Genomic DNA, 8,605 nt, shown 5'->3' with positions numbered 1-8,605 from the left:
CTTGTTTCATGGCTAAACTATACCACTACATGGGATAGAAAGAGAGAGATTGAAAATACTTCGGGGATTGACCCCTCGCATTTTCCGCTATCCCCCTACCCCTTACTTCGTTGAAGGGGTAGCCCCTCGCGATTCGGGTGGCTAGAGGATGGGGTTAGGATAACAGGAGGAGATTTTTACAAAAGTTCATTTACATGATAGATAGGGTAACAACGATGTCGAACGATGTTGAGGCGAAGGCTAAGGAAATCCGCCTACTGCTTTACTTGTGGGATTTGGGGGGTTCGGATGTTAGCAAGGGTGAATTGACTAAACGACTGAAACGGAAGAAGGAGACAGCCGCCCATTACCAGGATAGTTATCAGCAGTTAGAAGATAAGGGTGCGATCGCGCTTTCTCGGTATAAAGTCTCTCTGGTACAGCCGAAGGGACTTCAGATGCTGGAAGAGGGGTTGAAGAGTGAGGCGTTTGAGTTTGAGAGTCAGATTGGCGCGAAAACCGCGAATGCGTTACTTAAATGGATTCGAGAACAAGGTATATCGGCGGGTAGCTTTGGTGATGGCGCTGTTGCAGCAGGGAAGACTGGGGAGAGTGCGATTGAGCAAAGCTCAGCGCCAAAGGCGATCGCGTCTTATGATCAGTTTAAGCGGGTGGCGCTGGATGTCTACGATCAGCTTAACCGCGACTATAACCTAGATTATATGGTACCGATATATCGGATACGGCGGACAATTAGCGATCGCGTCTCTCGTTCCCAGTTCAACGACTGGATGCTGGAAATGCAGGCGAATGACATCTTCCAGCTAATGGGGGGAGAGGTTTTAAACGTTACCCCTGATCAATTAGAGGACTCAATTACTCCGCCAGTCGGAAAATTGCGTTACTTTGCCAAGCTTGTGAATGCTGAAGCCTAATTGAAACTACTTGCTGTTTGTTCCTTCTCCTGAATGATCATGACTAATTTATCCGTTTCACCGATTGAAGAAATCAACACCGCCATCCAAGACTACAATCCCTTCAACAGTGCAGCTATTGATAAAGTCCAAAGTGTTTGGGGTAAAGGATTCCCGGATTTGAATACTCTCAATGCTCATGCTTCTCAAAAAGTCTTGGAGATAATCAAGCAGGTTAAAACCAGCTCAGATAGTAAGGATAAGGTAGCCACTTTAGTTGTGACTGGTGATATCGGTTCAGGGAAAACGCAACTCATTGGTCGCCTGCGCCGTCGTGTCATTGGTGATGGTAGTGCTGTATTTATCTATGCTAATGGTAGTAAGTATGGTGACTTAAATTCGTTGAGACATCAATTTCTGCAAACGTTGGTGGAAAACTTGGCGCGAGTTGGCAGTCAAGAAGTTACACAATGGCAGGAAGTGGCGGCGGCTATGGCAAATGCCAGTAATTCCAGTGGTCAGAAAACTGCCGCAGCAACAATAGTTAAGAATTTTGATAAAGCCTATGCCAAAGCTTTACAAAATAACCAAAATATGCTCAAAAAATTGAGTAGCCAGATTCTCAAAATCAAGCCGGATGCTGACCCTTATATTCTCAGGGCGATTTTGTGGACTCTTTCAGAAATGTACGCCCCCTATGCTATTGAATGGTTAGCTGGTAATGAGCTAGATCAAGAAACGGCTAACTCTATGGGTTTGCCAACCAATGCTGGGAAGACATCTCAAGAGCAAGAAGCAGAAGCTCTGGGTAATATACAACAAATCTTGCGGTTAGTGAGTGACCATAAACCTGTGCTGATTTGTTTTGATGAATTGGAAACCCGAGGGATATTATCTGAAGATGGGTTTACGAAAGCACAGGTAATTGTACGCTTAGTTAAAGACCTTTACGATAATCTAGAACAGTCAGGTATTGGTAAAGGTATTGTCATGTTGACGGTAATGTTTGGGTCAACTTGGGCTGGAGAAATAGCCTCTGCCATAACTGGCACTGCAACTGCGAATAAGATTGGTGGTGGTGTGAGAGATCGGTTGTCAACAGCAACTCAAGGAAACCCAATAAGTTTAAAACCTCTAGATAGCCAATCCATTGTTGATTTAGTTGCCTTATGGTTACAAAAAGAGCTATATGAGCCTCGCGGTTTAAAACCTCATGATCCAGTTTATCCGTTTACAGAAAGCCAACTCAGAGATATCGGTAAAGGCAAGCCGACTGTACGGGAAATCTTAGATTGGTGTGCTAAGAATTATCGCCCTAATGTTCCTATATCACTAGAAGAGAGATTTGAAAGAGCTGTTAAAGCCTCAAAGGAGGCAGACATGGGAGATTATTTAGAGGACAATGATAAAATTGCTGATGCTCTAGGTTTTGGCTTTGAGCAGTTGATAGGTGAAACCTTGGAAGGGGAAACATTAACCGGACAAAAATTACGGCAACTAACAATTGAAAGCGTTGATACTGATATCAAAGTCGTCAACTCTAAGGCTCCTTCCAAGAATCTATCAAACCAAGGTTACATTAATTTTAAGGTTGTTGGCAATGAAGATGACAAAAATTTTGTCATTGGTGTAGCCGTGATTCAAAAAGGCAACGCAGCTGCACTAGGCGCTGGATTAAAGCGCTTAACGGCATACGAACGGTTTGGTTTAACTCGCGGTTGTTTAGTTCGCTCGAAAAACAAAAAAATTAACAATCGAGTACAGGCTTATAAGTTACTGGAGAAACTCATATCTAAAGCTCAGGGAGGAGAATGGGCGTATCTGGAAGCTGAACAGATTAGACCTCTGATTGACCTGTATTCTGTTTATCAAAACTGCGAGACATATCAGCTTACTCAAAAGCAGGTGGCAGAATTCTCAAAACCCCAAATTTTAGAGAATCCGCTACTGCGAGAAATCCTCAGCGATCCGTCTGGTGAAATTGATGCAGAGACTATCGAGGATGAAGAACTCTTTGGAACGCTGTTCGATGAATCTAGCGCTGATGATACAGCCGATGATGACGACCTAAATGACCTATTCGTAGCATAGGAACATAAATTATGCTGCCAATCGCCCTACGTCTACCCGCCCCAGATATCGAAGCCTTGATAGAAGGACGCTCAATCGCCATTATCCCTCGAATATTCGTGAATCCGGGACGACAATTTGCTCTCTATCCCTCAGATACGTCCAGTAACGCTCTGCCTATTGAACAATATTATCGCTCTAATTTTATCCCCACAGCCCAAAAAAGTCTGGCTGAACTCGGTTCTGAAACCGTTCTAATTAAAGCCTGGGCAAAATGCGAACGTTGTCAAGTCTTGGATGATTCAGAGTCCCTTGATTTCTTATCTCACTTAACCGTATGGACAAAAGTCGGATTAGAGGAAACTCGTGTAAAACGGGGTCATATTTTTTTAGCTTACCTGCGGGTTTATCGACTCCCGCAACCGATTGAAATCCCTGTACATCCGAGTCCCCGATTTATTCCGCTTCCCCAACCTTTAACCGTTACTCAAGACACACCTGTTTTGAGTCAAACCTTCTTTGAACAGCGCTGTCGCCAGATGGAAAAACGACAGCCGCCGCAGTATCCAGAATTAGAGGAATTACAGAGTGCGATCGCGCCATTATCAAACAATAATCTAGCGGCTAAAGAAATCGACCAAGATATCAAACAATTCTTAGGCTGGAGTAGCCAATCAATCGGGACATTTGACTCTGATTTCCTTTGGATTAAAACAATCGCCGAAGTCGGTAACTCTAGCGATGGTCATCACTTTGAAAAACTGGTACGAAAAAGCTTACTGAAGCTAGGATTTACCAACTCTAGCACAAATCCCCAAATTAGCCTTGACCCTGAAGCAACTGGAGGGGCGGGCGGTTTAGATTTTTATTGTGAAACGCCCTATCCGGTTGTCGGAGAGTGTAAATCAACAAAGAGTGAAAGAGTACCCGATGGAACACCCGCCCAACTGATTAAATTGGGGTATAAACATTTGCAAAACCACTTTGATGATTGTCTTAAATTAATCGTAGCAGCGGGTGAACTGACAAAACCTGCTTTAAAAACAGCACAGGGAAATAAAATAAGCGTGATTCGTCCAGAAACTCTCCAACATCTCGTGGAATTGCAAGCCCAGCATAAGGGGGCGATAGACTTACTGAAACTCAAAGCCTGCTTGCAAGATGCTTATGGGTTAGCCGATGATAAAATCGAGCAATACCTGGTAGAAGTGCGTCAAGCCATCGCCGTGCGATCGCACATTATCCAATCCGTTAAATCCTTCCAGGAAAATACAAGCTTAGACGCAGCAGGAGTTGATGCAATTTATGGCGCGTATATGGGTTCAAGTCCCCCCAAACCTTTAATGCCCAACGAATTGCGTGATATTCTCATTGAACTATCCTCGCCCTTAACAGGCTACTTAGGGCGGAGTAGGGGTAATGACTCAAATCGCGATCGCTTCTATTTCCTGCGTGATTTATCTAAGAGATCCCCCTAAATCCCCCTTAAAAAGGGGGACTTTGATTGACATACTCCCACGCTAATTTGAAGAATATAGCGTGGGATTCTCAGCGCAATTGCTGATTCGCAGTTCTTCGAGCCAACTTAGAGCAAGAGCGTCTCCGTTCTTGAGCCAGAGGTTAGTTTCTCCCTGCGCTTTTGAGCTTTTAGCTCCAGTTTCCGAATGCCCTTCGGTACTGTTTAAATATTCAGCCAACAGTTTAAATCCCTTTGCTAAAATGTTTCTTGCGGCATTCATGTCCCGATCTAACACTGTGCCACACCTACTGCATTTATGAGTTCTAGTGCTAAGTGTCTTTTTCACTTTTTCCCCACAACATGAACAATCTATCGTCGTATTGTGGGGAGGCACAGCCACAACTATTACCCCATGAATCTTGGCAAAGTATTGAAGCCATTGGGTGAATCGATACCAACTCGCGTCGCTAATAGATTTAGCCAAGTGATGGTTTTTAACCAGGTTTCGTACCTTTAAGTCTTCATAGGCAATTAGATCTTTCGATCTAACTAGCGCCAAAGCGTCTTTACGAGCTTTGTCTTCACGCTGTCTACTTACTTTGAGGTGTTGTTTAGCTAAAGCTTTACGGGCTTTGTGGTATCTGCTTGACTGTTTCTTTCCCTTGACATGCTTTTTGGAAACCCGGCGCTGAAGCCTTTTTAGTCTTTGCTCAGATTTTCTTAGGTATCTAGGGTTTTCAACAGTATTGCCATCGGAATCGGTGTAGAACTCTTTAAGTCCTAAATCGATTCCTGTCATTTTTCCTTGAAACTCATGCTCTTCTCTCCTTTCCCAGTTCACCAAGAACTGAGTATAATAGCCGTCAGCACGTCTTATGACTCGAACCCTAGAGATTTGTTTTTCTGAATAATAGACCAAATCTCTTGAAGTCCATAACGCCATTGTTCCGACTTTAAAGCCATCAGTGAAGGTTATCTCTCTTCTATCTGGAGATAACTTCCATCCGCTAGTTTTATACTCGACGGAACGATTGAACTTTTTGTATTTTGGGAAACCCTTCTTTTCAGGTTTAGCCAATCTACAGTTCTCATAAAAACGTTGAATGGCAGACCACGCTCTATCAGCGTGAGCCTGTCTAGCTTGAGAGTTAAGCTTTTTAGCCCAAGGAGTGTCTTTGTTTTTTGCTAGTATCGAGCAAAGCTTTTGGAGGTCATTTCTAGTGACCCCTTGGTTATCTTCCCAGTGACGCAAGCAACTGTTCCGAATGAATTGTCCTGTACGGATGGCTTCATCCAGTTTGCTGTACTGAGTATCTGTTCCTTTAAGCTTTGCTTCGATTACTAACATGATAGAATGATACCACAATTTACCCGCTAAAAACATGGGTATAATCAACAGTTATCGCCGCGATTCATCACGCCGTCAAATCTTACGATTATGACGGGAGCCTTCTCGCCGTTTTAGGTAAATACCAAATCCGGGTTAGTCACCCCCTTTATAATCTAGTCCGCGCAGGCGGACGAAAGTTTGTGTAGCAGCGATTTCATCGCCTCCTCTTGCATGGGGTTTCCAAGGCGGATTTGGTATGAATTAGTAGATGAAGCCGATTGAACCATAGGGAGATGTACCAGAATCACGCCTTCGGTAACCTGAACCTAAACCCGACTCAAGGAGGTATGATGCTGGAAAATTCCCAAACGCCCAATCAGACAAGTCCGCAAAAGGGCGCAGACAGAGGCGATTCAGACGACGCCAATCTGGATGCGATCGCCACTGACGCCACCAACGCGATTAAACAACTCCCAACAGCCGCGCAGCCTCAGCTTCCAGGAACCAAAGAACTCCTGAGACGATTGCAGCGCATTATTGAAGCAGAGGATACCTTATCCACCCAAGACAAAGCCCAAGCCTTAGAACAGGTGAAGATACTAGCCGCAGCCGGGAAGAATCCCCAAGCGCCCGATAAACAGGAACACGCCCAAACCGCCATTAGAATTTTACGCGGGATGGTTGCTGAATTACCCAACGCCCATGATTTTCTCGAAGAAAGTACTCAGCTATTACCCCAACTGGCGTCTATTTTCGGTATTAAGTGACCCCCAAACTCAGTAGATGCACCCCAAACAGGTGCGGTGAATACTACTCCAATAGGGTATTGAACCGAATCCCTCTACCTACCGAGTTTTTGTATTCTAAAAACATAGTAAAGAGGTGGTTCTACAAAACCCCTGAAATACTCACTTCGTTTTTAGAGGGTTATACATTATGGCACTAATTCGTTGGGAACCGTTCCGGGAAATTGATTCCTTACAAAATGAAATGAACCGTCTGTTTGAGAGCCTCACACCGGCAAGCCGTTCTGAATGGACAGGAACCTTTGTTCCTCCCGCCGAAATGCACGAAAATGGGGATGCGGTTTACCTAAAACTCGAAATTCCAGGCATGGACGCTAAAGATCTAGATGTGCAAGTTACCGCAGAAGCCGTCTCCATTAGTGGTCAACGCCAAGCTGAAACCAAGACTGAAGAAAAAGGCGTCACGCGCAGTGAATTCCGCTATGGCAAATTCCAACGGGTAATTCCCTTACCTGCTCGAATTCAGAACGATAAAGTGGAAGCCGATTACAAAAATGGCATCTTGATGCTAACCCTGCCCAAAGCAGAAGCCGAAAAAACCAAAGTAGTCAAAGTTAACCTCGGCTAATCCTAACCAAACATTCGTAGGGGCGCACTGACGTGCGCCCTATTTCCTTTGTACAAAAGGAAAATAACAATTAATACCAAATCCGGGTTAGCTACCCCCTTTATAATCTAGTCCGCGCAGGCGGACGAAAGTTTGTGTAGCAGCGATTTCAATCGCCATGGCAAAAAGGGGTTTACTATAAAGCAGGCGATAAAACAGTTTCCGGGAGGCAGAGCCTCCAGGGGGGCATTCCCAGGCAGAGCCTGGGAACGAGGCGATGAGGCGAGGCTAGGCAGAGCTATCAAAGTAATTGGCTAAACCTGGAGTCGGCTTGTAGAGTTTTCAGTACCTGTTTAATCTCCTGAGTGCGGTCTTTTTTGACAATTAACGTCACCCCACCATCCCGCACAACCACCACATCGTCTAAGCCAATCGTCACAATCACCTCATCCGGATCACTAGCATAAATAATCGCCCCTTGGGTATCTTTCCCAACATGAGTTGCCAGTTCCACATTAGCCGCCTCCCCCTTGTGCAACCGTTCTAAGGCATTCCAATCTCCCAAGTCATCCCAGCCAAACGTAACCGGGAGAACATAAGTCAGTTGGGTTTTCTCCATTAAGGCATAGTCAATACTCGTTTTAGGTAGTTTAGAATAAGCAGCAACACCCTGTTTTTGCAACGGATTGATAATATCAGCCGCGTAGGTTTTAAGTTCCGCTAATACCACACCAGCCCGGAAAATAAACATACCACCATTCCAGCTAAATTTCCCCGTCGCCAGAAATTTTTCGGCTGTTTCTTGGTCAGGCTTTTCTGTGAATCGAGCTACCCGATAAACTGGTAAGTCATTAAAGGTTCCGGCGGGTTCTCCTTGTTCGATATAACCGTAACCCGTAGAGGGGTAGTTGGGGGTAATTCCCAAGGTGACAATCGCCGCTTCAGTCGCCGCTAACTGAGTCGCCGCCTCAATCGTCTGTTGGAACGCCTGCTGATCCGCAATCCAATGGTCTGCTGGAAAGAAGCCGACCACCGCATCTTCTCCATAGTGACGCGCAATTTCTAATGTTGCCCAAGCCACAGCCGGTGCCGTGTCTCGCCCTTCAGGTTCGGCTAATATATGCTCATGATCGAGTTGGGGTAACTGTTCTCGCACCCCGTCGGCTAATTGAGCCGATGTGATCACCCAGACATTGGCTGCATCTCCCGCCAATTGACTGAGACGTTCAGCCGTGGTTTGTAATAAACTCTTTCCACTACCATCTAAACTTAAAAACTGCTTGGGTCGATGCTTGCGACTGAGGGGCCAAAACCGTTCACCTTTGCCACCAGCTAAAATTACGGGGATTAAGGATTGACTCATCGCTTTACCTCGTGAGACCCTAACCTCAGCGAAGCAGGTTGGGGAGGGATAGAGGTCAAACCGTGCCACTCAATGTGGTGAGGTTTGACAATCCAACTGTTGATACCAGTCCGGTATTTCGCTGCAACAATTGGACT

At 45.2% G+C, this 8,605-nt stretch carries 7 protein-coding genes; 5 read left to right on the top strand and 2 right to left on the bottom strand.

Going from position 1 to position 8,605, the window contains the following annotated elements:
- Positions 1-215 precede the first annotated feature (215 nt).
- From RIM23_RS23650 to RIM23_RS23640, 3 genes are read left to right on the top strand one after another with little or no spacing between them, the layout of a single operon-like run.
- Entirely contained in the window at positions 216-914 is a 699-nt protein-coding gene (locus RIM23_RS23650) for a hypothetical protein (protein WP_446369901.1), read from the top strand.
- Positions 915-953: 39 nt separating this feature from the next.
- On the top strand, positions 954-2,984 hold the full coding sequence (locus tag RIM23_RS23645; protein WP_446369899.1) for a P-loop NTPase fold protein: 2,031 nt from the start codon (positions 954-956) through the stop codon (positions 2,982-2,984).
- Positions 2,985-2,995: 11 nt separating this feature from the next.
- Complete coding sequence (locus RIM23_RS23640; RefSeq protein WP_446369897.1) at positions 2,996-4,441, top strand: DUF1802 family protein; 1,446 nt, start codon at positions 2,996-2,998, stop codon at positions 4,439-4,441.
- A gap of 42 nt (positions 4,442-4,483) precedes the next feature.
- Here RIM23_RS23640 and RIM23_RS23635 read toward each other — a convergent pair whose 3' ends face one another.
- Positions 4,484-5,770 carry an RNA-guided endonuclease InsQ/TnpB family protein gene (locus RIM23_RS23635; protein ID WP_446369895.1) on the bottom strand — a complete coding sequence of 429 codons (1,287 nt, stop codon included), beginning with the start codon at positions 5,768-5,770 and terminating at the stop codon, positions 4,484-4,486.
- Between the two features lie 275 nt (positions 5,771-6,045).
- On the opposite strand from RIM23_RS23635, the gene RIM23_RS23630 reads away from it, so the two are divergent.
- Both RIM23_RS23630 and RIM23_RS23625 read left to right on the top strand, forming a co-directional pair.
- Positions 6,046-6,519 carry a hypothetical protein gene (locus RIM23_RS23630; protein ID WP_446369893.1) on the top strand — a complete coding sequence of 158 codons (474 nt, stop codon included), beginning with the start codon at positions 6,046-6,048 and terminating at the stop codon, positions 6,517-6,519.
- A 169-nt stretch (positions 6,520-6,688) separates the two neighbouring features.
- Positions 6,689-7,126: an Hsp20/alpha crystallin family protein gene (locus RIM23_RS23625; protein WP_446369891.1), complete on the top strand. Its 438-nt coding sequence runs from the start codon at positions 6,689-6,691 to the stop codon at positions 7,124-7,126.
- A gap of 280 nt (positions 7,127-7,406) precedes the next feature.
- On the opposite strand, the gene RIM23_RS23620 is transcribed toward RIM23_RS23625, so the two are convergent.
- Positions 7,407-8,468 (bottom strand): mannose-1-phosphate guanylyltransferase, encoded by a 1,062-nt coding sequence (locus RIM23_RS23620; protein WP_446369889.1) that lies wholly within the window; start codon positions 8,466-8,468, stop codon positions 7,407-7,409.
- Between the last annotated feature and the right edge of the window lie 137 nt (positions 8,469-8,605).

The organism is Coleofasciculus sp. G3-WIS-01, assembly GCF_040223135.1.
Taxonomy (GTDB): Bacteria; Cyanobacteriota; Cyanobacteriia; order Cyanobacteriales; family Coleofasciculaceae; genus Coleofasciculus.
This window is presented reverse-complemented; position numbering and strand designations above follow the sequence as displayed.